At 47.1% G+C, this 25,691-nt stretch carries 22 protein-coding genes and 1 riboswitch; of the genes, 13 read left to right on the plus strand and 9 right to left on the minus strand.

All coding sequences use genetic code 11. The features are described 5' to 3' along the window. Nucleotides 1-73 precede the first annotated feature (73 nt). The 3 genes from B2M23_RS15975 to B2M23_RS15985 form a co-directional block, all read right to left on the minus strand. Complete coding sequence (locus B2M23_RS15975) at nt 74-496, minus strand: DUF2000 domain-containing protein (RefSeq protein WP_038353808.1); 423 nt, start codon at nt 494-496, stop codon at nt 74-76. A 90-nt stretch (nt 497-586) separates the two neighbouring features. Continuing rightward, on the minus strand, nt 587-1,888 hold the full coding sequence (locus tag B2M23_RS15980; protein WP_038353807.1) for a J domain-containing protein: 1,302 nt from the start codon (nt 1,886-1,888) through the stop codon (nt 587-589). Continuing rightward, nucleotides 1,889-3,730 carry a molecular chaperone HscC gene (locus B2M23_RS15985; protein WP_038353806.1) on the minus strand — a complete coding sequence of 614 codons (1,842 nt, stop codon included), beginning with the start codon at nt 3,728-3,730 and terminating at the stop codon, nt 1,889-1,891. 159 nt (nt 3,731-3,889) lie between these two features. Here B2M23_RS15985 and B2M23_RS15990 point away from each other — a divergent pair, with 159 nt between their 5' ends. Continuing rightward, the gene (locus B2M23_RS15990; RefSeq protein ID WP_013380045.1) at nt 3,890-4,528 is read left to right on the plus strand and encodes a cadmium resistance transporter; all 639 of its coding nucleotides are present in this window, start codon (nt 3,890-3,892) and stop codon (nt 4,526-4,528) included. 81 nt (nt 4,529-4,609) lie between these two features. Here B2M23_RS15990 and B2M23_RS15995 read toward each other — a convergent pair whose 3' ends face one another. Together B2M23_RS15995 and B2M23_RS16000 are read right to left on the minus strand one after the other, a co-directional pair. After that, nucleotides 4,610-5,017: a GlcG/HbpS family heme-binding protein gene (locus B2M23_RS15995; protein WP_013380046.1), complete on the minus strand. Its 408-nt coding sequence runs from the start codon at nt 5,015-5,017 to the stop codon at nt 4,610-4,612. Between the two features lie 203 nt (nt 5,018-5,220). After that, complete coding sequence (locus B2M23_RS16000; RefSeq protein ID WP_013380047.1) at nt 5,221-5,799, minus strand: hypothetical protein; 579 nt, start codon at nt 5,797-5,799, stop codon at nt 5,221-5,223. A gap of 192 nt (nt 5,800-5,991) precedes the next feature. On the opposite strand from B2M23_RS16000, the gene B2M23_RS16005 reads away from it, so the two are divergent. Then, entirely contained in the window at nt 5,992-10,542 is a 4,551-nt protein-coding gene (locus B2M23_RS16005) for an EAL domain-containing protein (RefSeq protein WP_052237444.1), read from the plus strand. An 87-nt stretch (nt 10,543-10,629) separates the two neighbouring features. Here the strand turns inward: B2M23_RS16005 and fucO are convergent, their stop codons facing one another. Then, on the minus strand, nt 10,630-11,778 hold the full coding sequence (gene fucO / locus B2M23_RS16010) for a lactaldehyde reductase (protein ID WP_038353805.1): 1,149 nt from the start codon (nt 11,776-11,778) through the stop codon (nt 10,630-10,632). A gap of 313 nt (nt 11,779-12,091) precedes the next feature. Between fucO and B2M23_RS16015 the strand changes: the two genes are divergently transcribed. Continuing rightward, nucleotides 12,092-13,453, plus strand: coding sequence for an MATE family efflux transporter (locus B2M23_RS16015; protein WP_038353986.1), 1,362 nt, complete (start codon nt 12,092-12,094; stop codon nt 13,451-13,453). 45 nt (nt 13,454-13,498) lie between these two features. Here the strand turns inward: B2M23_RS16015 and B2M23_RS16020 are convergent, their stop codons facing one another. From B2M23_RS16020 to B2M23_RS16030, 3 genes are read right to left on the minus strand one after another with little or no spacing between them, the layout of a single operon-like run. Continuing rightward, the gene (locus B2M23_RS16020; protein WP_038353804.1) at nt 13,499-14,269 is read right to left on the minus strand and encodes a DUF3169 family protein; all 771 of its coding nucleotides are present in this window, start codon (nt 14,267-14,269) and stop codon (nt 13,499-13,501) included. Between the two features lies 1 nt (nt 14,270). Further along, a complete protein-coding gene (locus B2M23_RS16025; RefSeq protein ID WP_038353803.1) occupies nt 14,271-14,486 on the minus strand; it encodes a helix-turn-helix transcriptional regulator in 216 nt (71 codons plus the stop codon). Further along, nucleotides 14,483-14,698 carry a helix-turn-helix transcriptional regulator gene (locus B2M23_RS16030; RefSeq protein ID WP_038353802.1) on the minus strand — a complete coding sequence of 72 codons (216 nt, stop codon included), beginning with the start codon at nt 14,696-14,698 and terminating at the stop codon, nt 14,483-14,485. The genes B2M23_RS16025 and B2M23_RS16030 overlap by 4 nt, the downstream gene beginning before the upstream one ends. Before the next feature lie 178 nt (nt 14,699-14,876). Then, a riboswitch (molybdenum cofactor riboswitch) is annotated at nt 14,877-14,990 on the plus strand. A 129-nt stretch (nt 14,991-15,119) separates the two neighbouring features. Here B2M23_RS16030 and B2M23_RS16035 point away from each other — a divergent pair. The 10 genes from B2M23_RS16035 (at nt 15,120) to B2M23_RS16080 (ending at nt 25,678) form a co-directional block, all read left to right on the plus strand. Next, nucleotides 15,120-15,590 (plus strand): 4Fe-4S dicluster domain-containing protein, encoded by a 471-nt coding sequence (locus B2M23_RS16035; RefSeq protein WP_038353800.1) that lies wholly within the window; start codon nt 15,120-15,122, stop codon nt 15,588-15,590. A 2-nt stretch (nt 15,591-15,592) separates the two neighbouring features. Further along, on the plus strand, nt 15,593-17,389 hold the full coding sequence (locus tag B2M23_RS16040) for an aldehyde ferredoxin oxidoreductase family protein (RefSeq protein WP_038353799.1): 1,797 nt from the start codon (nt 15,593-15,595) through the stop codon (nt 17,387-17,389). 70 nt (nt 17,390-17,459) lie between these two features. Further along, nucleotides 17,460-17,735: a MoaD family protein gene (locus tag B2M23_RS16045; RefSeq protein ID WP_038353798.1), complete on the plus strand. Its 276-nt coding sequence runs from the start codon at nt 17,460-17,462 to the stop codon at nt 17,733-17,735. A 17-nt stretch (nt 17,736-17,752) separates the two neighbouring features. Beyond that, the gene (locus B2M23_RS16050) at nt 17,753-18,241 is read left to right on the plus strand and encodes an NADH-quinone oxidoreductase subunit NuoE family protein (protein ID WP_038353797.1); all 489 of its coding nucleotides are present in this window, start codon (nt 17,753-17,755) and stop codon (nt 18,239-18,241) included. Then, complete coding sequence (locus B2M23_RS16055) at nt 18,238-20,037, plus strand: NADH-quinone oxidoreductase subunit NuoF (protein ID WP_038353796.1); 1,800 nt, start codon at nt 18,238-18,240, stop codon at nt 20,035-20,037. The genes B2M23_RS16050 and B2M23_RS16055 overlap by 4 nt, the downstream gene beginning before the upstream one ends. Beyond that, nucleotides 20,037-20,780, plus strand: coding sequence for a 4Fe-4S dicluster domain-containing protein (locus tag B2M23_RS16060; RefSeq protein WP_013380063.1), 744 nt, complete (start codon nt 20,037-20,039; stop codon nt 20,778-20,780). The genes B2M23_RS16055 and B2M23_RS16060 overlap by 1 nt, the downstream gene beginning before the upstream one ends. Nucleotides 20,781-20,913: 133 nt before the next feature. Continuing rightward, complete coding sequence (locus B2M23_RS16065; protein WP_038353795.1) at nt 20,914-21,696, plus strand: YwaF family protein; 783 nt, start codon at nt 20,914-20,916, stop codon at nt 21,694-21,696. Nucleotides 21,697-21,853: 157 nt separating this feature from the next. Beyond that, nucleotides 21,854-22,348, plus strand: coding sequence for a flavodoxin domain-containing protein (locus tag B2M23_RS16070; protein WP_052237443.1), 495 nt, complete (start codon nt 21,854-21,856; stop codon nt 22,346-22,348). Nucleotides 22,349-22,481: 133 nt separating this feature from the next. After that, nucleotides 22,482-23,762, plus strand: a complete 1,281-nt coding sequence (locus B2M23_RS16075) for a Sapep family Mn(2+)-dependent dipeptidase (RefSeq protein ID WP_038353794.1) — start codon at nt 22,482-22,484, stop codon at nt 23,760-23,762. Further along, complete coding sequence (locus B2M23_RS16080; RefSeq protein ID WP_013380067.1) at nt 23,762-25,678, plus strand: OPT family oligopeptide transporter; 1,917 nt, start codon at nt 23,762-23,764, stop codon at nt 25,676-25,678. Before B2M23_RS16075 ends, B2M23_RS16080 begins: the two co-directional genes overlap by 1 nt. Nucleotides 25,679-25,691: the final 13 nt, after the last annotated feature.

Below are 25,691 nucleotides of genomic sequence, written 5' to 3' on the forward strand. Positions count from 1 at the left end.
GACGCCATATGCTTTTGATCGCCCAAAGAATATCCTGTTCCGCCCGCTGAAGGTTATCCGGCGGAAATGTAAGCTATCTCAAAAGCGGCATGCTGCCAGTAAGTTTGTTCACTTTCTTTTTGGGGCCGCAGATGGCAACGCCCATATACTGAAGATCAGCCTCTGGCGCGCCTGCCATGAGGTCAATAAATTCATCGTAATCATTACAGCCCTGCGCTAAATCTGAAAAATCCACAACGGTCACATCGCTGAAATCGGATGTGTAGAGCCTTTGGCGGATTTCCCGGATGCTGTCTTTGTTTCCCTTCAAAACAGGAATGGGGAAGGCGATAATGCCGAGGTGCGCGTTTCCGTTTTGGTCTGTTACATCGCAGCCCACAATGTCCGGCCTTTTTTTGCCGAGCGTAATGCCCAGGATAGCGGCAGTATTGGCGATGATGCCAAGAGGAAGTGCTTCGTCAATAATCATGACACTTTTTTCATTTTCCAAGTTCATTTTCAGTCTCCTTTTTGGTTGCTGAAATTCATTTTACACGTTAAAAAGAAAAAAGGCTTGAACGATATTCCTTTAATGGGTGGATTAATTTTAAGGATTAAGAAGCTGATAAGCAAGCTGATTTTTCGAGGCGTCCTCATCCCAATAGGCTGAGAAATCAGCTTGAAAGGCATCTTTGTCCAGGGGAACGTCTTTAATGATATCCACGGTTAATGGCAATGAGGCGCTAAAGCTGCCAGACGCCTGAATGCGGACGGTCATCTGCCCGGTCTGTCTCAGGTAATGGCTCGTCTGAACCGCGTTATAATACTGCTCGAATTTTTCAACAAAAGCCTCCTTTCCTTCAGAAGGACTGTAATAAAGGTGGCACAGGTTGGTAAAACTGGTGTCCAGCATGGCCCACTGTCCCTTGGGGTCAATGCCGCACTGGGCAGCGAAATAATCAGAGGTTTCCCGGGCATAGGTATCGGACAGCAGATCAATTTCCGGATTGTTCTTTTTCCAGAGCGCTTCAAAGCCAGTGGCGTCCTGAAGACTCTGGTCAGCAGTCTTGACCGTATACAGCCGGCCCTCAGGATAAAGGCTTCGGGTTGGGTCCTTTTCAGGATTAACGCTCTTGGGCTCATCCACGGTTAAATCAATCTGATATAAATCTTCCAGATAGGCTTCGACATTGGCAGCGCTGTATTTTTCAGCGTCACGGGCGGATTGGGTGAAATGATAAACCATCATTGCCCCGAGTGCAATAAGGACGATTCCAAAGGTGATAAAAGAGCGTGTCCGGCTGTCACGCTTAATGCGTTTATCCAAAAAGTCGAATAGAGGCTGACAGGGCAATTCGCTGTCAGCAGTAAAAAAGGTGGATGTGTAAGCGCTTTTGATCAGATGGTTTACTGTGGCGTCGATGGGGCATCTTTTTAAAATATGGATAAACTGACTGATAAAATAAGGGTCTTGGTGAAATTCGGCAAAAAAATCGGACTGTAAAAATGAATTGAGCGTTTTCAGCCGCTGTTTTTTTGTTTTCAGATAAAGATTTTTCACACAGGAAAGGCCTGTGTCGATTTCACGGAGGCTTGCCTCCTGAGCCTTTTTCTGACCCTGCTCAATCAGCTGTTCAAAATCAGGCTCGTCTTTCTCCTGAGCCTGGTTTGGAATATTTTTTTCATTTTCAGAGACAGGAAAGACCGATGCTGGTGACGGCCCGGGGATGGTCTGTGCTGTAAGACTGCCTTTTGCGTATTTAACCGCTGCCTTGTAGGCATCGTTGAGCTGCCTGAATTCCTCAGGGTGCTCCTCAGGATGATATTTTACTGACAGACGGGCATAAGCTTTTTTGATGGCTTTGAGATCCCGGGTTGGGTTGATATCAAGTATCTTCCAGATATCCATTTAGTCATCCCTCTTTTTTCGGTTCAACTGCCAGTTCAGGAACAGATTTTTCAAGTCCTCTTCTGAAGGGATTCCTGTCTTGTCGCCTGTATCCTCAGTCTTGAATGTCTGATACCAGTTTTTATCCGGGTTTGTGAGTGACGGCCCAAAGCCGCCATTTTCAAGCTCCCAGCTAACCTGATCAAGAAAATAAGAAAAGCGCTCCCGGGCCTTTGATATTGCGTGCGTTTTCTGGCTTTCCAGAGCGTGGGAAAACAGGAAAAGCTCAAATTCCACGGCTTTTCTGAGTTCGCCCACTGTCTGAGTAAACAGCCGGTCACCTCTGGCGAGAAGAAGTCTGTTTTCATCTTTATCCTTTGGATGAATTTTATATTTCTGCAGCGCCGCAACCTTTTTTTCGATTTCATGTTTATCCATGGTGTTGGAATCGCTGATGAGCAGAAGGCTTTTGGTGTTTTGGGTTAGGAGGGCAGTGGCTTCCACTTCCAAAATGCCGTTGATATCATAGGTGAAACGGACATCAACGGTCTCCTGGCCCTTTGGCTTTCTGGGCACGGGCAGATCAAGCTTGCCGAGAAAGCTGTTTTCATCTGCGTAGCGCCCTTCGCCCTGGTAGACTTTAAGTTCGATTTTTGACTGGAAATCGCTGGCTGTGCAGTAGATACCCGTGCGGCTGGCAGGAAGCGTCGTGTTGCGCTCAATAAGGACAGACATCAAATCTCTGGAGTGCTCCAGAGGGTTAACAATATTAACGCCGAGAGAAAAAGGACAGATATCTGTCAGGAGAATATCCCGAATATCCTGGTGGCGCGCCTTGATACCAGCATAAGCACCGGCACCCAAAGCCACAATGGTATCTGGCGAGCCAATACTGTCCGCCTCCTTGCCGAGGACATAATTCACATAGAGCTTGACCACAGGCATCTTGCAGGAGCCGCCAACCAGAACGACCTGGTCAATTTCATCGAGGGAGAGACTGCCGTCAATGAGCACTTTTTTTATGGGCTCTGTAAGGCGCGTGAAAAGCGGCGCGGCAATTTCAATAAACTGCTCACGGCTGATTGGAAGTGTGTCGTGAAGCTCCTCGGCAGAAACCGTCATCTTTGCCGTTTCGGCGTCAGTGAGGTCAAATTTGCATTTTTCCGCACTCTGCAGGAGCACCCCTTTGGTATTTTCGTTGAGCGCCTCAAAATCAAGTCGTTTTTCCTGGCAGAAATAACGGGCCAGCAGCCGGTCAAAATCGCTGCCCCCAAGACGATTATCGCCGCTGACAGCCAGAACGTTGATAACATTGTCAAAACACTCGACAAGGGACACATCAAGGGTACCGCCGCCAAAATCAAAAACAAGGAGATTTGCGTCCTCCTCGGCATTCATCAGCTGGCAGGCAAGAGCGGCAGCCGAGGGCTCATTGACCAGCCGTTCCACCTTCAGGCCAGCCAACTCACCGGCCCGCTTTGTGGCAGAGCGCTGAGCGTCGTTAAAGTAAGCGGGGACGCTGACGACGGCTTCCTCCACCGGCTCCTTTAAAAAGGCTTCTGCGTCTTCCTTCAGTTTTTTAAGAATAAAGGAAGAAAGATCTTCAGGTCTGAAACGCTGTTTCCCCAGGTTATAGGTTTTGTCTGAACCCATAAAACGTTTAAAAATACTGGCAGTTTCCTTTGGATGGGTGATCAGGCGTTCCCTTGCAATCTCGCCCACATAAATGGTTTCATGGTCAATGCTGACCACACTTGGTGTCAGGAAATGGCCAAAAGTATTTGGAATCAGTATACTTTGTCCATTTTTCCACACGGTGACAAGACTGTTTGTCGTGCCTAAATCAATCCCTATAATCGCCATGATGCGCCTCCTTTTTGTCGAACAGACAGGTTGAGATAGTATGATTATAACATAAGCAGGCCATTTTGAAATCACATGATGCTATTTAGCCCTTTCTTTTACAGATAAAAAAGGATAAAATAGTGGAATAAAAAGATATTATAGATTAGGGAGGAAAGTATGCCCATTGTTATGACTGCGCTGTTGTCCTTTGCGGGGACAAATATTGATGATATTTTAATCCTGACCCTGCTTTTTTCAAGGGCAGAGACAGCGGCGGATAAGTGGAGAATTATCCTTGGCCAGTACCTGGCAGTTTTGACACTGACCTTTTTCAGCCTTTTCTTTGGCTACAGCATTTCCTTTGTGCCCCACGCGTATATCGGCCTGTTCGGCTTGGTTCCGATTTTGCTTGGGCTGGGCGCAGTGCGGCAGCTCAGAAATAAAGGGCGTGATCAAAGCCAGCAGACAGACAAAGCGCAAAGGGAACCCGGAAGGCTAAGACAGTTTCTCGAGAAAATATTTCCGGCAGATATTTTGTACGTTTACTTTTTAACTCTGGCAAACGGTGCAGACAATGTGAGTGTTTATATCCCCTTGTTCACGAATCTGGGGGCTGGAGAAATCATAACAATTATCGTGATTTTTGTGGTTTTGATTGGCGTATGGTGTTTTCTGGGAATGAAAATAGGCCAGTATCCCCTGATTAAGGTGTTTCTTGAAAAATATAAGGATATGCTGATCCCCCTTGTCTTTATCGGGCTGGGGCTTTATATTTTGTTGAAGAGCGGCACTTTTGGACTGCTGCTGGCGGGGTGAAAATGCGGTTAAAAGAACTGCCCCCAACCTCAGACTTGAAATTTTGAGGTTGGGGGCAGATTTTTATATCAAAAGAATATCTTAGAGAGCCGCAAGTCCTGCCTGGGCAACGCTCTCGTCTTCAGCGACACTGCCGCCGCTGACACCAATGGCGCCAATGATGCGATCTCCGTCTATAATCGGGAATCCACCACCAAATGTCACAATTCTGCCTTCACAGCAATTACCAAGACCAAAGAGTTCTCCGGCTTCCTTTGCAGCATCCCCTGCAACAGAGCTCGGCATTTTTAATGAAGCGGCTGTGTAGGCCTTGTTTTGAGCAATACTGATACTTGCCAGTAAAGAATCCTCCATGCGGTGGACTAAAACGGTGTTTCCGCCCATATCGCATACTGCAATTACCATGGGTACATCAATTTCAACAGCCTTTTTTTCGGCTGCTTCGGCCATTTTTTTGGCCATTTCCAATAGTTTACCTGTCTGAGTCATTTTAATCTCCTTTTCTAATATAATCTACCAATTTGCCAAACAGATACTAACAACTATATTATACATGGTTTGCCATACGATTACAATTAATTTCATCACAATTTTGTTCCTTCTAAAGTAAAACATCTTGCTCTTAAGAATAAGATGCGGGTACTTACGAAGTAAAGTTTTGAAGGGGTCATATTAAATTGCCGGCGGCTTTTCTATAAATCCTTTAAAGCCTCTTTCCGGAACAGTTTTGGGTCTTTGTTGAACTGATCCTTTTTGCCTTTCAGAAAGCTCTTGAATTCGGCCCAGGTGCCCTGGGTCATGTCATTTTCATGGATCACAAAGTTCTGGTATTTTGTCTGCAGTGTGATAAGGCTTTCGGTCATGTCGCATTTAATGATTTCGCCATAGGCAAAGATCACCTTTTTATCGCGAAAGAGAATTTCAAGCTTTTTGGGTGTAAAGGTAAAGGTTCTTACTGAAAAGTAACGGTCTGGCCAGAAATGAGCCAAGAGCCTGATGAGCAGCGGGTTGAATTTTCCGAGGAAGAACAAAGCGCCAAGCACACCGCTGATCAGGCGAAAAGCAAACAGGCCGAGATAGACAAAATAACCGCCTGCAAAAAGCTTGATCTGCAGATAGACCATAAAGAGGGCATAGACAGTATAGATAAGAACAAAATAGCTCACAATGCGCAGCGGCTCGGAAGGCCCCATGCTGAAACGGTTATATTTCTTATTGAGCAGTAACAGATCCTGGAGATCGTTCGATACAGATGCTTTAAAAGACTTCATTTAAAAGGCTCCTGTCAATAATTTCAAATTTAGACTTGTACACTATTTTAACACAGCCGATGATGGAATAACAGCAAAAATTAAGACATACAAAGCATCAGAATCGTTTTAACTTTATTTTGAGGGTTATTTATACTATAATATAATTAATATTTGAAATTTATTGGCATGATGGACGCCGGGGGTAAAGTAATGATTGGTAAGACAGTTTTAGTTGTCGATGAAAATCCTGCTGAAAACACTTTGCTGGACAATGTTTTAAACAAGAGCTACCAAGTTGTTGTCTCAAAAGAAAACGATGCCGCTTTGAGGTTTCTCCAACAGAATAAGTCAACGGTGGCAGTGATTATTTTTAGTTATGCTTTGTTTAATGAAATGCCGACGGCGCTTCGGACTGTTCTATGGGACATACAGGCATCGCGGGGGACAGGTGTTTTAGTGCTGACAGATGCGGACAATCCCATCATGGAGGAGCAGGCCCTCAAACTTGGCGCGACGGATATTTTGCCCAGGCCCCTTGATCCGCGTATGATCAGGCAGCGTGTCCGAAATACCTCGCTTCAAAGTAATTTAAAAACTCTGGAAGAATATGATTCTCTGACAGGGCTGTTGAACAAAGATACCTTTTACAAAAATGTCCATGAAATTTTAATGGGTTTTCCTGAAAAAGCATACAGCATTATCTGTTTTGACATTGAGCGTTTCAAGGTTATCAATGACCTGTTCGGTGCAGAGGAGGGGGATCGTCTGCTCCAGTATATTGGCGATGAGCTGAATACCTGGGCAGCGGAAAAGGCAGGCTGTGCCGGGCGCATTGTGGCAGATGTATTTGCTATCCTGCTGCCGGATATGGAGGGTGATGCAGACAGTACTGCGCAGAGGCTGACGGATAGTCTGGAGCAATACCCATTGGATATGGAGATATCCATAGCTGCAGGCCTATATCATATTGATGATGTGAACCTCCCAGTCAGCAGGATGTGTGACCGGGCGATCCTTGCGCTCAACTCTGTAAAGGGAAACTACCTGAAACGTGCGGCCGTTTATGACAATCATCTGAGAAGCTCGCTGATTGAGGAACAGGAAATTGTTAACGAGATGGCTCATGCTCTGGCAGAACGCCAGTTTCAGGTGTACATACAGCCAAAATGCGATATGCGCACCAATAAAATTGTCGGCTGTGAAGCCCTCGTCCGGTGGATTCATCCGGAAAAGGGCATTATCAGTCCTGCGGCCTTTATTCCTGTTTTTGAACGGAATGGTTTTATTTTAAAGCTCGATGCTTATGTATGGGAAGAAGTCTGCCGTTTAATGAGAAACTGGATTGATAATGGACACCAGCCCATACCAACCTCGGTAAATGTTTCGAGGGTTAATCTGTACCATCAGGGGCTGAGCGACCTGCTGGCAAATATGGTGAAGAAGTATAATCTGCCTCCATATCTGCTGGAGCTGGAGATTACCGAAAGTGCTTACACCAAAAATCTGGATCAGCTGCTGAGCCTTGTGAACAGGCTTCGCGACCTGGGCTTTACCATTTTGATGGATGATTTTGGCAGCGGTTATTCTTCACTCAACATTTTGAAGGATATCAATGTCGATGTGCTGAAGATCGACATGCGCTTTCTCTCCGACATGGAACATTTAAAGGGCCGTGCCGGCAATATTCTGGAATCGGTGGTCCGGATGACAAAATGGCTTGACCTCAGTGTGATTGCAGAAGGGGTAGAGACAAAAGAGCAGGTTGATTTTCTTTTGGATATCGGCTGTCACTACGCCCAGGGATATTACTACTATAAGCCCATGCCCACAGATGAATTTGAAGCGCTGTTATTACAGGATGCCGATAAACTTGATTTTTCGGGAATGGAACGTGAAAAGAGCAATACGATCAGCTATGATGAGCTGGTGCATTCGGACAGTATGACCCGATCGCTTTTAAATAATCTGATAGGCGGTGTGGCTTTTTATGAGTACTTCCAGGGCAATCTTGAGGTTTTAAGGGTCAATGAGGGGTATTACCAGGCGACGGGCTGTAATGCGGAGGCTTTAAAAACGAACGGACGTCATATTCTGGACCGCGTACCTGATGAAGATAAGCCTATTGTCCTCAACGCATTGCAGAGAGCGCCAAAAACGCCTGAAAAGGGAATAGATATTCAGTTCAGGCGGAAACGGCTGAACGGTGAATACATGTGGATGTACATGCGCCTCTTTTTCCTGGCGGATCGGGGAGATCGCCAGCTCTTTTATGCGTCGATTATTGATGTGACAAAGCAGAAGCAGTCTGAGGAGGCGCTCCGCCTTTCGGAGCAGCGGTTCCGGATCGCCATGGAGGCGACCAACAATACGATTTTTGATTTTGATATTGAGAAAAGAACCATTGATTATTCAGATTATTTTGCGAAAAAATACGGGTTGAAGCCACACCTTGTCAATGTGCCGAACAGCCTGGTCGATGAAGGTGTGATCCATCCGGATTCAAAGGTGTGCTTTTTGGAGATGTACCGTAAGATATTTAAAGGCGCTCCCAAAGCAAGCTGCGAGGTGCGGGTTAAACTATATGACAGCAGTTATCTCTGGAACAGGATCACGCTGACCAATATCTATGATTCAACGCAAAAGCCAGTGAGGGCAGTTGGCCTGGTTGAGGATATTTCCAGAGAAAAGGAAATGGAAAACCAAATTCTTCAAAAAGAAAAATCCCTTTCAAATTTAAAAAAGGAAAACCAGCAGGCTGTTCTCTCTTTGTTGGGCGAGTCATCACCAAATGGACTTATCGGCGGCTATTGTGAGCCTGGCTTTCCGCTCTACTTCATCAATAAGGAAATGCTTGAGATCATGGGCTATGATTCCTATGATGATTTTATAGAGGGGACTGGCGGCTTTGTCAACAATACGATTCATCCCGATGATCACGAGTATGTTGCACAGATAGTCGGGCCAAAAGATAAGGAAGGCGACGAGTATACTGTCCGCTACCGCACGCTGCGCAAGGACGGCAGTTATTTCTGGGTTATTGACCGGGGGCGGGTGGTGCGCGCGGAGGATGGCCGGCTGGCTATCGTGAGCGCCTGTATTGACATTACCGAGCAGGTTGAGCTTCAGAATGAGTTTGAAACTGTGCTGAACAGTACGCCAGGTGATGTTGTCGTCTTAAAAATTAATGGGGAAAATATTAAAACAAAGTACATGAGCTTTGGACTCGCAAAGGTTCTGGGCTATGAGGAAAAGGAGTACCAGAGGCTGCTGACCTGTGAGGACGGTTTGAAACTGATATATGCCAAGGACAGGGCGTACTATTTTAACGCAGTTTATAAAAGCGCAGCGGAGCGGCTGCCCATCAACATTGATTTCAGATCAGTAAATAGAGGCGGTGGATTTGGCTGGATCAATTTTTCGGCTGAGTTTTACGGAACCGATGAAGGCTGTATGGTCTACCATGGTATTTTTACTGATATTTCTGAGCTCAAGAAAAAAGAAGAAAAGCTGAAGCTTTCTGAAGAACGCTTTAAAGCCGCCATTGAGCATCTGGATATAAGCATTTGGGAATATGATATAAAGACAAAGTGCCTGATAAAGGAAACTAAGTGGAACAAAGAAGGAAGCCGGCGCCTGGTGTATCCCAATATGCCTGACGAAAGCGTGACAAAGGGCTATGTGTCCCCTGAATCTCTCGGTGAGTATCTGCGGCTTTATGAGGATATCAGCGGGGGCAAGCTCAAAACCTCGGCGGAGGTACAGATTCAGGAACCAGACGGCAAGTACTGCTGGTACCGCATTACCTATACGATGGTGCTGGACGAGGACGGACAGCCCATGAAAGCCATCGGTACCTCCGAAAATATTGAGGAGGAAAAACGAAAACAAAAACGTATTGACAAACTTTTACTCAAAGCACAGAAGGATTTTTTGACAGGGCTTTATAACAGAGAAACCATTGAAGAAATGGTAAAGCAGAGCTTAGAGATCAGCGTTTTGGACAAGGGTGTGTCGGCTATACTCATAGCGGATATTGATAATTTTAAACAGATTAATGATTTTTACGGACATACAGAGGGGGATCACGTTTTAAAGGAAATTGGACGGATAATCCCAGAGGTTTTTGGTGACAAGGCACTTACAGGGCGCCTTGGTGGTGATGAATTCCTTGTTTTTGTGACGGGCGAGGATTATGAAAGTGATATCTGCAGTCTGACGCAAAAGTTTTGCGAGCGTCTTAGCGAGCTGGAGGTTCAGGATAAAAAGATTACGGTATCTGTGGGGATTGCTTTTGTAGAGGAAGCGATAAGGGACTTTAAAACGCTTTACCAAAACGCAGATGCGGCTCTGTATGTGGCGAAATGCAGAGGTAAAAACACCTATGCAGTTTATCATGCGTTGCAGTTTCAAAAGCAGCATGCTTATTTTAATATGGACACAGCTATCCTGGACGAATTAGACAGCTTTGTTTATATCATCAATGCGGAGACTTACGACATTATCTATTGTAATACAGCATTACTGCGAGCACTAAGGGTAGATGAAGTTGAAGCGAAAAGGCATAAATGCTACGAACTCTTGGCGCAGTGCTCACAGCTCTGTCAAGGATGTGAGCAGCGGGAGCTATTTTATGATCGATTTATTTCCAGAGACATGTCTTTTTTCAATGGAAAAGTTCCGGTAACACTGAGAGAAAAGCTTTTTAAATGGGGAAGCCTTACCCTGCGGCTTGGTCTTGCACGTTTTAAAAAGGAAAGTTAATAAATATTAAAAGAACCCACTGGAGGGATGATCCGGTGGGTTCTTTTTTGATGAGGTATTGTTGGAGAATGAATGGTAAAAAAGGATTTACATCAGAGCTTTGTACAGTTCAACAATGTCTTCCAGGCTGGCATCTTTTGGATTGCCAGGTTTACAGGCATCATCAAATGCGGACTGTGCGAGGAAAGGAATATCTTCTTCCTTGACGATTTCCTTTAAATCCTGAGGAATACCGACGTCGATTGACAACTGGCGAACCGCATCCACAGCGGCTTTGCGGTATTCTTCCTGAGACATGCTCTCAGTGCCTTCAACACCCATGGCCTGCGCGATGTATCTGTATTTTTCGCCGGTTTCAGGCGCGTTATATTCCATGATGGAGGGTAAAAGGATCGCGTTGGCAACACCGTGTGGCGTGTCATAAACAGCGCCCAAGGCATGGGCCATGGAGTGGACAATGCCGAGACCGACATTGGAGAAGCCCATTCCCGCGACGTACTGGCCGAGTGCCATGTCTTCGCGTCCTTCAGGAGTGTTTTCGACAGCACCCCTTAAGGAACGTGCGATGATCTCAATGGCTTTTAAGTGGAACATATCTGAAAGCTCCCAGGCACCCAAGGTTGTATAGCCTTCGATGGCGTGTGTGAGGGCATCCATACCTGTGGAAGCGGTCAAACCCTTTGGCATACTGGACATCATGTCCGGATCTACAAAGGCAACGACCGGGATGTCATGTACGTCGACACAGACAAATTTACGTTTCTTTTCGACATCGGTAATAACGTAGTTAATGGTGACTTCTGCTGCGGTACCGGCAGTGGTTGGAACGGCAAAGATCGGAACACAGGGATTCTTTGTCGGGGCAACACCTTCCAGACTGCGGACATCTTCAAATTCAGGGTTGGTAATGATAATACCAATGGCTTTTGCGGTATCCATGGAGGAGCCGCCACCGATGGCGATCAGATAGTCTGCGCCGGAAGCCTTAAAGGCTGCAACACCAGTCTGTACGTTTTCGATGGTGGGATTCGGTTTGATTTCAGAGTAAACGTCATAATCAAGTCCTGCTTCGTCAAGAATATCCGTTACCTTTTTTGTCACATTAAATTTCACCAAATCAGGGTCAGAACAGACAAAGGCCTTTTTAAAGCCGCGCGCCTTTGCTTCGGTTGCAATTTCATTGATTGCGCCGCTGCCGTGATATGATGTTTCATTTAGAACGAATCGATTTGCCATAATAGTAATCTCCCTTAACTAATAAAATTAATATTATTTTATTCAATTTTCGTAAAATTCTCAAGATAGATTAATGTTCATTTGATGCAAATATTTATTAACGTTTTCATCTGTAAATGGCAAGTGTTTTTGCAAAGCGGAAAGAATGAAAATATTTTGCTCTTAAATGAAAGAAAAACAAAACGAAAAATCACAAAGGTTAAAAATTGATAATTTAATGACAGTAAACGTGCACAAATTTAAACTGGAAGCATTATCTGACCCTTGTTTATGCTATAATAACAAAGCAATTTATTATATGACAGGAGTAAAAATGACCACAACTTTTCCAGAAAATACAAGACAGGAATCCTTATTCAAGCTGACATGGCCCATTTTTGTGGAGCTTTTTCTGCAGATGCTGGTGGGGAATACGGACCAGATGATGGTGGGGCAGGTGTCACAGACTGGTGTGGGCGCCATCGGGAACGCTAACCAGATTATCAATGTCCTGCTGATTTCTTTCAGCATCATATCACTGGCTACCACAATTCTGGTTTCTCAGAATATGGGCGCAAAAAATTATAAAAATGTGTCGACAATCTATACATTGGCACTGATCGTCAACCTGATTTTCTCAGTGATCATCAGTGCGATTCTGCTGTTTTTTACAGAGTCCATCTATCATATGCTGCAGGTGCCAGACACCATTATGCCCGAAACGGTTGCCTATACGCGAATCATTGGCGCGGGTCTTTTTCTGCAGGCTGTGTTTCTGACCTTTTCGGCTATTTTCAGGAGCAACCGCCTGATGAAGGAAACCATGTTTGTCTCCATTATTATGAATGTGCTCAACATCGGTGGAAACTACATTCTGATTAACGGCATTGGCCTGCCAGGCCCCCTTGGTGTAACCGGAGCTGCCATCTCCAGCAACATCGCCAAGCTTGTCGGGGTGGTGATTGTCGTCTGTCTGTTCGTTAAAAAAATCAAACCGGGAATGTCTTTAAAAACATTGAGGCCTTTCCCAACTGCGATGCTCAAAAGATTATTGTTTATCGGGATTCCCTCGGGCGGTGAGACACTTTCATGGACGCTGAGCCAGACCGTGACAATGGGATTTGTGAATCTCTGCGGCGCGGTGGTCATTACAACCCGTGTGTACGCGGTGATGTTTGCCATGATCACTTACCTGTACAGCAATGCGATTTCCCAGTCCTCCCAGGTTTTAGTAGGCTATATGATCGGAGCGAGGGAATATGACAGCGCGGACAGGCGTGTGAAAGCTACACTCCGGTCATCTGTGCTGGTATCCTTCTGCGTGGCGCTTCTGCTTTTTGTGTTCAGTGATCAGATTTTTGGTTTTTTCACCTCAGACCCGGAAGTCATAGCCCTCGGCAAGCAGGTGATGTTCATCGATATTTTTCTGGAGCTCGGACGTGCGGTAAATATGGTGATGGTCCGCTCACTTCAGGCGGCCAATGACATTTTGTTTCCCATTGCCCTTGGTATTAGCTCACAATGGTTTGTGTCGGTGGTTCTGTGTTATGTTTTAGGCATTATACTGGGCTGGGGACTGGTCGGGATATGGATCGCCATGGCCTGTGATGAAATCCTGAGAGCCGCCATGTTTTTAGTCCGTTGGAAACGCAGGAAATGGATGGATTTAAGCATTAAGAACGCCGTGAAGGCCTGACAAAAACGAAGGAGGTACGTCGTTTCGACGTACCTCCCTTTTGGTTTAGCAGCCATCTCTGTCTATTTTTTTACTTTTTTGAAGATTCATGGAAAAGATACAGCACAGTGTGCTCTGCAGTCCCCATAAAATACCGATGATAATAAAGGGGAACGCGCCAATGGGGGTGGTCAGGGCCGCAAACATGAGCAGCATCATGACAATGAGAAAGGCCATCTGCATAATTTGAAAGGTTTTATAGGCAGCCTTGTAGAGAATGAATTTTTCCGCCTCATCATTGCTGTTCATCCATACCTTTTGAAAGTTTAAATCCAGTGGGTTTCCCTGTTTTTCCGGATTCATCTTTTTGGTCAGATTCACAAAGAGAATCTGGAGAATAACGCAGAAGATAATCGGCAGTAAAAATGCCGCGAGTGCCCATAAAAGGGAAGTGGAGCTGCTATTGTGTATGCTGCTGACATTGATACCGTAAAAAGCAAAGGTGAAGATCAGCGTGATATTGCCAAAGATTATCCCTGTATCACAGAGATGGTCAGCTTTTTCATAGAGCGCATCCGAATCGTTTGTTTCCAGCTGTCTGTAAGTGTTTCTTGCTGAAAGGTAAAACAGCGCGGTGATAAGCATTAAAACAGCAGAACCGGCAGAGGAAATATAAAGCCCGTAAGCCAGAATATTGTTTTGCAGCAGCTGTACGCTATCAACAACGTCAAAGCCTGGATAGTTCAGCAGGAAACTAGCCAGCCCGCCTAAAAAGCCGCATATGATGATCAGGGTAAAAAATTTAAGGTAAATGTGTTTGCTTTCTTTTGCTTTCATGTCAGTTTTCCTCCTCGAGGGTATGGGTAAAAAGGGAATCGATGGTGGTATTAAAAATATCCGCGAATTTTGCGGCAAGCCGGACAGAGGGAGAATAATGGTTTTCCTCGATCAAAACAATGGTTTGCCTGGATACACCAGCCAGCTTGCCAAGCTGTGCGGGCGTAAGCTTTTGTTGGATTCTGTAATCTTTCAGGTGGTTTTTGTGCGTGTTCATTGCGATTCCTCCTCTTCTGAATAGGTAAAGATGTCCTCAACGGTTGTATTAAAAATTCGGGCAATTTTAAGTGCCAGCGTGACGGAAGGAGAGTAATCTCCGCGTTCGATTAAACTGATGGTTTGTCTGGATACACCGGCCAGCTTACCAAGCTCTGACTGATTGATTTTATCCCGGGCCCGGAACTCTTTTAATCGGTTTTCGAGGGGCATGCTTAGGCCTCCTTTGTATATGATTTTTGTCATCTTGACAAATATTCTTGTCAAAAATAGTTTAACATTGACAAAAATATTTGTCAAACAAAAATTTAATAAAAATGAAAGCATAATAAATCTTTAAAAAATTTTAAGAACGTTTACAAGGATTTGAAAATGTGCTATGATAATGATAACAATAGAATTGCTCTGAAGCTGGAAAGACCCTTCCGGGGCCTTTTCAGCCAATGGGTAACAGGGGCAACCCTGTTGTCTGCCATCTTTGCAAAGGAGCCCGTAGAAACTGTTTGTATTATATACAAAGCTATTTCTGCGGGCTTTGTGTTTTCCAGAATTCCAAAACACAAAGCGATTCTCATTTTGTAAACTTACCACAAAGGAGGTGTGAGGGTACTGCGTCAGCAGTATCCGGAAGCGTATGAGCAAACAACTCATGATTAAACCTGAAAAGTGCATAAGCTGCAGAACCTGCGAACTGGTCTGCTCTTTTGGGCACTATCAGGAATTTAATCCAAAACTGTCAAATGTAACAGTCATGGATTATGAAAAAGCAGCCATAACCATTCCTGTGATGTGTATGCAATGTGAGGAACCAGCTTGCATGAAGGTGTGTCCGGTGGGCGCGATCTCAAGGAATGAAAACGGTGCGTTTGTTATGGATGAAGCAAAATGTATCGTGTGCAAAATGTGTATGAACGCCTGCCCACTCGGCAACATCAGCTTTAATCCGGTTAAGAGAAAAGTGTTTAAATGCGATCTGTGTGACGGCGATCCAAAATGCGCCAAGTTCTGTCCGTCCGGCGCCATTGTCTATGGCGAAGCGGTTGAGATGGAACGCAAGAAGGCCATTGCGGATCAGCTGAAAGACGTTTATGGATTGGAGGGATAACGATGAATGGATGGATGGGACAATTAATCCGCGTTGACCTGGCAGCAGGAACCATCAAAAAGGAACCGCTTAACATGCAGGCCGCCCATGATTTTATTGGCGCGCGTGGCCTGGGTACAAAATATTTCTGCGACGAGGTAGACCCGCAGGTAGACCCGCTTGGTCCGGATAATAAAATGATTTTTATGACAGGGCCGTTAACCGGTACGGCTGCTTCCTGCAGCGGACGGTATGAGGTCGTGGCAAAGGCGCCTTTGACGGGAACCATTGGTGCTTCAAACTCCGGTGGGCATTTTGGCCCCGAACTGAAATTTGCAGGCTATGACGGGATTATCTTTGAAAACCAGAGCGACCGTCCGGTTTACCTGTATATCAATGACGACACAGTGGAGCTCAGAGACGCCTCAGACCTCTGGGGCAAAGACGTTTATGAAACGACCGAAGCACTGGAGGGAGCCTGCGGAGAAGGCGCACGTGTCGCCTGTATTGGCCCGACCGGTGAACAGGGCTGCCTGTATTCTGCTATCATGAATGACAAGCACCGTGCAGCAGGCCGTGGTGGTATGGGCGCTGTAATGGGCAGCAAAAAGCTAAAGGCTGTTGTGGTCCGCGGAAGCGGCGGGGTAACAGTGGCGCGGCCTGAGGGCTTTATGGCAGCGATGACCGATGCCCGCACCAAGCTCAAGGAACACCCGGTTACCGGTGGAGGCCTGCCGACCTACGGCACAGAGGTTCTGGTCAATATGATCAACGAAGTCGGTGGTCTGCCGCTTCGCAACTGGCGTGACGGCGGCGTCTATGATAAAGCCGATGATACCTCCGGTGAAGCGCTGGTCGATTCTTATCTGGTTAAAAACAAGGGCTGCTTTGGCTGCTCCATTGGCTGCGGCCGTGTGACCAGAATACCAGACGGGCCATTTAAGTCCATGGGTGAAGGCCCGGAATACGAGGCCGGCTGGTCCTATGGTGCAGACTGCGGTGTCAATGATCTGGCTGCTATCTGCAAGGCGAATTTCCTCTGTAACCAGTATGGTATGGACCCGATCACACTCGGTTCAACCATCGCCTGTGCCATGGAGCTTTATGAAAAGGGACTTCTGAGTGAGGAAGAGATTGGCCGTCCGCTGCCCTTTGGCGACGCACAGGCAGTAGTTGATCTGACAGAACTCACGGGAAAAATGGAGGGCTTTGGTGTTGAATTGGCTCAGGGCTCGTACCGCCTGGCAGAAAAACACGGTGCGCCAGAGCTGTCCATGTCTGTTAAAAAACAGGAAATGCCGGCTTATGATGGACGTGCTGTCCAGGGGATGGCTCTTGAATATGCTACCTCAAACCGTGGAGGCTGCCATGTCCGTGGTTACCTGACCTCACCCGAGGTTCTGGGCATTCCGTTAAAGACGGACCCGCTTGTAACTGAAGGCAAGGCACCGCTTCTCAAGACCTTCCAGGATCTCACAGCAGCGGTGGATTCCAGCGGCATCTGCCTGTTCACCACCTTTGGCATCGGCCTGCCTGAGATTGCGGCGCAGTACCGCGAGGCTGTAGGCTCAGATGAAACGGATGAGGAATTCCTGTTAAAAGGAGAACGCATCTGGAACATTGAAAAGCAGTTTAATATTGCAGCAGGTGTTGAGAAGGATACTCTGCCGCCAAGACTGCTGCGCGAAGCCCTGCCGGAAGGCCCGGCAAAAGGCAAAGTGGCTGAGCTTGACGTCATGCTGAAAGAATACTATGAAGTACGCGGCTGGAGCACGGAAGGTGTGCCAACCGAGGAAAAAGTTCAGGAGCTAGGACTTTAAACGACAGATACTGGAGATGGGGCACAGCCCTGTCTCCTTTCATGCATCATAACGCAAAGAGGAGATTAAAATGAAAGTAAAATTTTTCGCTACCATCCGGAATTATACAGGCTGCCGTCAGGCAGAGGTACCGGTCTGTAAGGATATGTACACACTTTTGCATACCCTCTCTGAAACCTATGGCGATGCTTTCAGGAATCATGTTTTAAGTCCAGATGGGGAGGCGCCCGGAGAAGAGATTATCCTGATGGTCGACGGTCGTCATATCGAGCATTTGCAGGGGCTTAAGACACCTCTGAACGAAAACAGTGCTGTGGCAATTTTTCCCGTTGTTGCGGGAGGATGAGGAAGGGGAGTGAGCCCATGCAGGAAATAACAAAAGAATCAATCGACAAAATCTTATCAGCATATCCCAGGGACCAGCGGCATTCTCTGGCAATGATGCAGGATATGCAGCATCATTTTAACTATATTCCAGAGCAAGGAATGCAAGCGTTGGCCGAATATCTGGATTGCCCGTTATCGTCATTATACTCAATGGCAACCTTTTACCGGGCGCTGAGCTTAAAGCCAAAAGGAAAGCATATCATTAAGCTCTGTGACGGAACCGCGTGTCATATTCGAGGCTCTATCAATCTGATCACCGGTATTAAGCGTGAGCTGGACATCAGTCCGGGTGAAACCTCGGGAGATGGGCTTTTCTCGCTGGAAACCGTGAACTGTCTCGGCTCCTGTGCGCTGGCGCCGGTAATGGTGATCGACGGTGTATATTACGGAAAGGTAACGCTTGAAAAGCTGCCCGAGATATTGAACCAGTACAGGGAGCTTTCGGAAGGGGGCGCAGAAGCATGAAGCAAAACGTTTTAGTCTGCTGCGGTACCGGCTGCCGGGCCAATGGGAGTCTGTTGGTTTTAGAAGCGCTTCAAAAAGCTGCCAGAAAGCATAAATCTGATATTGAGGTATCCCCTATGATCAAGTCCACTGGCTGCAACGGCTTTTGTGAAAACGGCCCGATTGTTAAAATTGAGCCGGCGGATATCTCCTATTACAAGGTTAAACCAGAGGACGCGGACAGCATCATAAAGGATACAGTGCTTGACGGAAAAATCATTGAGAAGCTTTTGTATAAAGGAAATGATGGAAAACGCGTGCGCTCGCAGAATGAAAATCCATTCTACGCCCCACAGAAAAAGTGGGTACTGCATAACATCGGGGAGATTGACCCGACCAATATCGACGATTATATCGCCAGGGGAGGCTACAGTGCTTTAAAAAAAGCCTTATCCATGGATGCGGACAGGATCATTGGGGAGGTAGAAGCCTCAGGTATCCGGGGCCGCGGCGGTGCAGGGTTCCCGACAGGAACCAAATGGCGCCAGGCGTTAAAATATGATTCGGATGTAAAATATGTGGCATGTAATGGCGACGAGGGTGATCCCGGGGCTTTTATGGACCGGTCAATACTGGAGGGCGACCCGCACTCTGTTATTGAAGGCATGATTATCTGTGCCTGCGCCATTGATGCGCAGGAAGGCTATATGTATATCCGTGATGAGTACGGCCTGGCAGTAGAAAACTGCAAAATCGCGCTGCAGCAGGCCAGAGAAAAAGGATTCCTGGGAGATTCTGTCATGGGAACAGGCAAATCCTTTGATATTCAGATCGTTCGAGGCGGCGGCGCCTTTGTCTGCGGCGAATCCACTGCGCTGATGGCGTCGGTAGAGGGCCGGGTAGGTGAGCCGAGAGCAAAATATATCCGTTCTGTCCAGAGAGGGCTGTGGAACAAGCCGACCGTATTGAATAATGTTGAAACCCTGGCGAATATTCCGAGAATTATCCAGGATGGCGGCGCGAAATTTAAGGAATTAGGAACAGAAAAGAGCAGCGGTACAAAGGTCTTTGCCCTGGTTGGCAAGGTCAAACGTACCGGCCTGGTTGAAATACCAATGGGGAGTACCCTGAGGCATTTAATCTATGACATTGGCGGAGGGATTCCGGGAGACCGGCCCTTTAAAGCGGTGCAGACCGGCGGCCCGTCGGGCGGCTGTATCCCTGCCGAGCTTTTAGACCTGCCCATGGATTTTGATACCCTCACCAGCTATGGCGCCATGATGGGGTCAGGCGGTGTGATTGTCATGGATGACCGAAGCTGTATGGTCGAGGTTGCCCGCTATTATATTGAATTCCTGTGTGATGAATCCTGTGGTAAGTGTACGCCGTGCCGTGAGGGACTGCGTCATCTCTTAACCATACTGACCGATATCTGTGAAGGCAGAGGACAGGAAGGCGATATTGAGCTGATGGAAAAAATCTGCCATACCATGCAGGACGCATCCCTGTGCAGTCTGGGAAAAAGCGCTGCGAATCCAGTTTTGACAACCATAAAATATTTCCGGGACGAGTATGAGGCGCATATCCATGAAAAACGGTGCCCTGCCGGTGTCTGTCCAAAATTGACAGCCTTTGTGATCGATGAGGAAGCCTGCAAAGGCTGTATGCGCTGCTCCAAAGCCTGTCCTGCCGCAGCGGTGAGCGGTGAAGTCAAAAAGCCGCATCACATTGATCCGGTTAAATGTATTGCTTGCGGCAGCTGCCGTGAGGCCTGTAATTTTGATGCGGTGGTTGCAGTGAAAAGGGGTGAAGCATAATGGAAATCAGCATCAATGGCAAAGAATGTACCTGTGAAAAGGGCGAATTTCTGTTAGAAGTTGCGAAACGTAATGGGTTTGATATTCCAACGCTGTGCCATCACCCTGGTCTTGCGGAACAGGGGTGCTGCAGAGTCTGTATTGTAGAAGTAGTGGAAAATGGAAGAAGCAAGGTAGTTGTCTCCTGTGTTTACCCGTTAGAGCGTCCCTGTGAGGTTTACACAGACAGTGAAAGGATAAAAGAGGAACGCTCAGTTATTCTGATGCTGCTCAAAACAAGGGCGCCTGCCAGCTCTGAAATACAGGCGATGTGTGACAAGTACGGCGCCTTTGAAACATCAAGACTGAAACCTGTGGATGGTGAAAAGTGTATTTTATGCGGGCTTTGTACAAAAGCCTGTGATGCCCTTGGCACTGGCGCGATCTCAACCATTAACCGTGGAGTCACTAAAAAAGTTGCGACACCCTACGAAAATCCTTCGGTTGATTGCATAGGCTGCACAAGCTGTGCTCAGGTTTGCCCTACCGGCGCAATTGAATGGTCTGAAGATGGCGAAACAAGGACGATTTGGGGAAAAAATTTTGCATTGGCAAAATGCGAATCTTGTGGTAGTATTATAAGTACAGAAGCTGAGCTTCGTTTTGCGGGAGAAAGGGCAGGTGTGGAGACCAATTCCCTTTGTGAGAGCTGCCGTAAGAAGAGCATGGCTGATGTGCTTGCCCATACATATGGGATTGAGTAGGAGATCTTAACCAGAAAAGCCTTCGGTACCAAGGTGCCGGGGGCTTTTCTGTCGCATGCTTTTTAAAATTTTAATGAATTAATTTTTGGGGTATGTTATACTGTGCACATTATGTAATAGAGAAGGAAGCAGCATGGATTATTTTTACGAACATTACTTTGCACCACAGAACGTTGAGCCGCACAATCGCATTTTTTCACCGGAGCATCTTATCCTGTCATCATTGCTGATGATTTTTATCGTGACCGTTATGGTCATACAGACCAAAAAACATGACCGGCGCTTCAGCCAGAAGCTGATCCGGGTTCTCGCCGCCGTTATGCTGGCCCTGGAGATTTTCAGAATCAGCTGGAGAACCTGCTATTTTGGTTTTGACCTCAGGAATATCCGCTTTGACTGGTGTAACCAGGTGTGTATCGCCCTGCCGCTGATCGTATTGTTTAAGCGGGAGAAGGCTTACCCTTACATTGACGTTTTGGCTGTGATGGGCGGGCTCATGGTACTTATCTACCCATTGTGGGTTTTCTATGATTATGGCGGTATTCACACTATGGCAGTACAGAGCATGGTGTCTCATGGCCTCATGGTTTTAATTGCCCTGACCATGCCTTTTGCGGCGGATTACAGGCCGGAAGTGCGGAGGGCATGGAAGCCGATGATCGGACTTGGTATCATTGCGGTTATCGCTTTTATCATGTCACATGCTTTGAACGAAAATTATCTTCTGATGCTGGGAGCACATGGTGTCCCGGTGATCGACCAGATTCCCTATCCCTGGTACTGGCTTCTTGTGGCGCCGGCCTTGATCGGCCTGGTTACGCTGGTGACCAAGGGCTTGAGCCTGCTGGACAACAGGCTTCTTGGAAAGGTACAGCCGGATACAGCGCCCAATGCATTAAAGAACGAAAAGATTTAGACACAGAGCAGAAAGGTGCGGCGTTATGCCGCATCTTTTTTACGCAGGAAGAAAATAAATTTTACAGAGAAAGCATATTTTTAAAGCTGAACTTATGTTATAATGGTTCGGGTTATGGGTAAAGCGATGCTTTTAAATATGGATAAAGGAGCTTAAGATGAAAATATTGATCGCATATCACAGCAAAAACGGAACCTCTGAGAAATGCGCCCAGCTTTTATTAAAGCAGGTGGGGGCTGCAGACCTGGCCGATCTTAAGAAAAAGACACCTGATTTTGAGTCCTATGATCTTATTGTTATTGGCGGCTCCATCCGCATGGGAATGTATACGCGTCCGGTGCGAAAGGCTCTCAAGAAGTATGAAGATGTTCTGGAACGGAAAAAGGTGATCTATTTCATCAACTGTGCTTTTCCGGAAAACAGGGAAAAATATTATAAGGATAATATTTCTGAAAAGCTCAGGAAGCGTACGCTGGGCTGTTTTAACTTCGGCGGTGAAATGGATCTTGCGCGGTTAACAGGCTCGGACCGCATGATTGCGACAACCGTAGCCCGCCAGTCACAGGGAAGCGGTCATCCTCTCGCGTCTATTGATGAGCGGGCCATTGAGCAGTGTGCTGGCAGAATAGCAGCAATTAAAGAAAATATATAATGGAATGAGGGCGTTTCTGTCATCACCATGTTTTTTAAACACCGTTTTTGGGTATATCAAAACGGTGTTTTATTTAGTTTAAGGACTTTTTAAAAAGTAGGATGAAAATGATACGTGGAAAGGAGTATTCACGATGAATTTTAAGGTGGATCAGAAACAAATGCTGCGTGATCTCAAGGGGCTGCTAAGCATCGCAAGTACAAACGGAGATGCCGGCGCCATCGATGAAATGACACCGCTCGGCAAAAATATTAACGACGCCATTGATTATATGCTGGCTGTTGGAAAGCGTTTTGGTTTTGAAACCCAGAATCTGGACGGCTGCTGCGGCATTATTGATATGGGAGAGGGAGAGGAAATGGTCGGCGTTCTTGTGCACATTGATACAGTTCCGGTTGGTGAAGGCTGGAGTGTTGACCCCTTCGACGGAACGGTGATTGATGGCAAGGTTTATGGCAGAGGAACCAATGACGACAAAGGGCCAGCTATGGTGGCACTGTATGCGATGAAGGCGCTGAAGGACAGTGGTGTGCCAGTAAATAAGCGTATTCGCCTGATCGTTGGCGGTGACGAGGAAAGCGGAACCTGGCGCTGTATGGATCGTTATAAGGAAACCGAGATTATACCGGATTATGCCTTTTCACCAGATGCGTCCTATCCGGTTATTTTTGCCGAAAAGGGCATTCTCAAGATTCAGATTCACAACAAGACTGATGTTACCGGCGAGGATATGACCTTGAAAGCCGGAAAACAGATCAATATTGTACCGGACTTCGCAGAGGCAGAAGTCCAGGGGCGAAGGTTTACAGCAAAGGGCAGGCCTGCCCACGCCATGGAACCGCAAAATGGCGTCAATGCTCTTTTAAAGCTGGGGCGTGAGCTTAAAGAGGCTGGAATTGTACATCCATTTTTAGAGTTGCTGGACAAAGCCAATGTAGAGGGCTTCAATATTGCAATTTCAGACGAGATCTCCGGTGAGCTGACCATTAACCCAGCCATCGGCAGGGTCGATGCGCAGGGCTCAAGGCTGGAGTGTGACATCCGCTATCCGGTAACAGCAGATGTTGACGATATTGTTGGGCGTATCCGCCAGTCTGTAGACCCTGTCGGTTACGAGGTAGACACAATGCAGATGGTACCGCCACTCTATGTTAAGAAGGACAGCCCGCTGGTACAGACACTGCTGGGCGTGTACCGGGATATTACCGGTGACAGGACAGAGCCCATCGCCATCGGAGGCGGTACCTATGCCCGGGCTTTTGATAATGCTGTGGCCTTTGGCGTGCTGTTTCCGGATGAACCGGATATGTGCCATCAGGTGGATGAATACTGGAGCGTAGAGGATATGATGATAAATCTTCAGATTATTGCGGGTGCTCTGGCGGCTCTTGGTGTATCGAAAAGAGGTCTGTAATGAAAGAGGAATCATCATTTAAGCCCTTTATTTCAGCGGACCGGATCATGCCAGAGTTTACAGCCACCTCTATTATCCTCGGGTTGATACTGGCAGTGGTCTTTGGAGCAGCCAATGCATACCTTGGCCTGCGCGTTGGACTGACCATTTCGGCGTCAATTCCGGCAGCGGTTATCTCGATGGGGGTCATCCGTCTTATTCTTAAAAAAGATTCTATTCTAGAGAATAACATTGTGCAGACCATTGGATCAGCGGGCGAATCGGTGGCTTCGGGTGCGATTTTTACGCTGCCTGCTCTGTTTATGTGGAGCCAGGAATGGGGAACCGCCAGCCCTTCGCTGCTTGAGATCGCCCTCATTGCTGTCTGCGGCGGCTTCCTTGGGATATTGTTCATGATTCCGCTGCGCAGGGCTTTGATCGTCAAAGAGCACGGTGTTTTACCATATCCGGAAGGCACTGCCTGCGCCGAGGTTTTACTTGCCGGTGAGGAGGGAGGCTCCAAAGCGTCCATCGTCTTTGCTGGTCTTGGCATCGCGGGTGTCTATAAATTTATCACAGATGGACTGAAGCTGTTTCCATCTGAAATCTCATGGGAGATTAAGGGCTACAAGGGTGCAGCCTTTGGATGTGATGTGCTGCCGGCGCTTTTGGGCGTTGGCTATATCTGTGGCCCGAAGATCGCATCCTATATGTTTTCCGGCGGCGTTTTAAGCTGGCTGGTCATTATGCCCCTTATCAGTATGTTTGCCGGTGATGCGGTGATTTTCCCGGGGACAGTGCCCATTTCAACACTGGATTCCTTTGGAATCTGGAGTAACTATGTCCGTTACATTGGCGCTGGTGCGGTGGCAGCCGGTGGGATAATCAGCCTGGTGAAATCGCTGCCCCTCATTGTCAGCACTTTTAAGCAGGCTATGAAAAGCTATTCGGGCAACAACGGTCCAGAGGTACAGATCCGGACAGATCGTGATTTGAATATGAAGCTGGTTGCAGCCATGGTTTTAGTCATTATTTTAGTTATCTGGCTGGTGCCTGTGATTCCAGTCGATATTTTTGGCGCGCTGATCATTACCGTTTTCGGCTTTTTCTTTGCAACGGTTGCCTCTCGAATCGTAGGTCTGGTGGGCAGCAGCAACAATCCGGTTTCTGGGATGACCATTGCCACACTGCTTATCGCGACGGTTATCTTTAAAGCCATTGGGATGACCGGACAGTCTGGAATGACTGGCGCTATTGCCGTGGGCTCGATTATTGCCATTATCGCAGCGATTTCCGGTGACACCTCGCAGGATTTAAAAACCGGCTATATTGTGGGGTCGACGCCTCAGAAGCAGCAGATCGGCGAGCTGCTGGGCGTGATCATTTCAGCCTTGGCCATCGGTGGGATTCTTTATCTGCTCAACGCGGCCTGGGGCTACGGTTCTGCCGAGCTTCCCGCGCCGCAGGCTGTTTTAATGAAAATGGTGGTTGAGGGTGTTATGGATGGGAATCTTCCGTGGACCCTTGTCTTTATCGGCGCGGGTATCGCAGTGGTGGTTGAAATCCTTGGTATTCCTGTACTGCCTTTTGCTGTTGGGCTGTACCTGCCGGTACACTTAAACACAGCCATTATGATCGGTGGGCTGGTGCGCCTGTTTTTTGAAAAGAAAAAAAAGGTGACCGAGGATCAGCGAAAAGAATTCTTAAACAAAGGTCTGCTTTACACCTCAGGCATGATCGCGGGGGAAGGCCTTGTGGGGATTTTGCTGGCTGTTTTTGCTGTGGTTCCCTTTGGCGCCGGCTACCTTGGCGATGTTTTAAACATTTCTGGCCGCTTCTCGCTGGGGAGCGCAGGCTCCATTGCCTTTTTTATCCTCCTGATTTTATCTGTTTTTAAGTTCTCAATCTGGAATAAGGATAAAAAAGCAGTACAATAAAAATAAATTGGAG

The sequence above is a fragment of the Eubacterium limosum genome (genome assembly GCF_000807675.2).
GTDB lineage: Bacteria > Bacillota > Clostridia > Eubacteriales > Eubacteriaceae > Eubacterium > Eubacterium limosum.

Bases quoted from the DNA above. Each gene is read 5' to 3' on its own strand.
- B2M23_RS15975 (WP_038353808.1), bottom strand. From the start codon at position 496: ATGAACTTGGAAAATGAAAAAAGTGTCATGATTATTGACGAAGCACTT.
- B2M23_RS15980 (WP_038353807.1), bottom strand. From the start codon at position 1,888: ATGGATATCTGGAAGATACTTGATATCAACCCAACCCGGGATCTCAAA.
- B2M23_RS15985 (WP_038353806.1), bottom strand. From the start codon at position 3,730: ATGGCGATTATAGGGATTGATTTAGGCACGACAAACAGTCTTGTCACC.
- B2M23_RS15990 (WP_013380045.1), top strand. From the start codon at position 3,890: ATGCCCATTGTTATGACTGCGCTGTTGTCCTTTGCGGGGACAAATATT.
- B2M23_RS15995 (WP_013380046.1), bottom strand. From the start codon at position 5,017: ATGACTCAGACAGGTAAACTATTGGAAATGGCCAAAAAAATGGCCGAA.
- B2M23_RS16000 (WP_013380047.1), bottom strand. From the start codon at position 5,799: ATGAAGTCTTTTAAAGCATCTGTATCGAACGATCTCCAGGATCTGTTA.
- B2M23_RS16005 (WP_052237444.1), top strand. From the start codon at position 5,992: ATGATTGGTAAGACAGTTTTAGTTGTCGATGAAAATCCTGCTGAAAAC.
- fucO (WP_038353805.1), bottom strand. From the start codon at position 11,778: ATGGCAAATCGATTCGTTCTAAATGAAACATCATATCACGGCAGCGGC.
- B2M23_RS16015 (WP_038353986.1), top strand. From the start codon at position 12,092: ATGACCACAACTTTTCCAGAAAATACAAGACAGGAATCCTTATTCAAG.
- B2M23_RS16020 (WP_038353804.1), bottom strand. From the start codon at position 14,269: ATGAAAGCAAAAGAAAGCAAACACATTTACCTTAAATTTTTTACCCTG.
- B2M23_RS16025 (WP_038353803.1), bottom strand. From the start codon at position 14,486: ATGAACACGCACAAAAACCACCTGAAAGATTACAGAATCCAACAAAAG.
- B2M23_RS16030 (WP_038353802.1), bottom strand. From the start codon at position 14,698: ATGCCCCTCGAAAACCGATTAAAAGAGTTCCGGGCCCGGGATAAAATC.
- B2M23_RS16035 (WP_038353800.1), top strand. From the start codon at position 15,120: ATGAGCAAACAACTCATGATTAAACCTGAAAAGTGCATAAGCTGCAGA.
- B2M23_RS16040 (WP_038353799.1), top strand. From the start codon at position 15,593: ATGAATGGATGGATGGGACAATTAATCCGCGTTGACCTGGCAGCAGGA.
- B2M23_RS16045 (WP_038353798.1), top strand. From the start codon at position 17,460: ATGAAAGTAAAATTTTTCGCTACCATCCGGAATTATACAGGCTGCCGT.
- B2M23_RS16050 (WP_038353797.1), top strand. From the start codon at position 17,753: ATGCAGGAAATAACAAAAGAATCAATCGACAAAATCTTATCAGCATAT.
- B2M23_RS16055 (WP_038353796.1), top strand. From the start codon at position 18,238: ATGAAGCAAAACGTTTTAGTCTGCTGCGGTACCGGCTGCCGGGCCAAT.
- B2M23_RS16060 (WP_013380063.1), top strand. From the start codon at position 20,037: ATGGAAATCAGCATCAATGGCAAAGAATGTACCTGTGAAAAGGGCGAA.
- B2M23_RS16065 (WP_038353795.1), top strand. From the start codon at position 20,914: ATGGATTATTTTTACGAACATTACTTTGCACCACAGAACGTTGAGCCG.
- B2M23_RS16070 (WP_052237443.1), top strand. From the start codon at position 21,854: ATGAAAATATTGATCGCATATCACAGCAAAAACGGAACCTCTGAGAAA.
- B2M23_RS16075 (WP_038353794.1), top strand. From the start codon at position 22,482: ATGAATTTTAAGGTGGATCAGAAACAAATGCTGCGTGATCTCAAGGGG.
- B2M23_RS16080 (WP_013380067.1), top strand. From the start codon at position 23,762: ATGAAAGAGGAATCATCATTTAAGCCCTTTATTTCAGCGGACCGGATC.